The 235-nt window shown below is 48.5% G+C and carries 1 protein-coding gene; it reads left to right on the top strand.

The window, feature by feature from the left end; genetic code table 11:
• Window positions 1–235: GTP-binding protein (locus SB775_RS33960; protein WP_410865696.1), on the top strand; the 235-nt coding region annotated here is incomplete at both ends.

Genomic DNA, 235 nt, shown 5'->3' with positions numbered 1-235 from the left:
ATCATATCCTGGCGAATCGGGACGGATTGAAAGTCGCAGTCATCGTCAACGATATGAGCGAAGTGAATATCGATGGTGCGCTCATCCAAAACGGCGGATTTTCCCGCACGGAAGAAAAGCTGGTCGAAATGCAAAATGGCTGCATTTGCTGTACTTTGCGCGAAGACTTGATCGGAGAAGTTAAAAAGTTGGTGGAACAGGGCGAGATCGATTACATCGTCATCGAATCGTCCGG

The organism is Peribacillus sp. SIMBA_075, from assembly GCF_046534585.1.
Note: the sequence above shows the minus strand (reverse complement) of the source record. Positions and strands in the feature narration are given on the sequence as shown.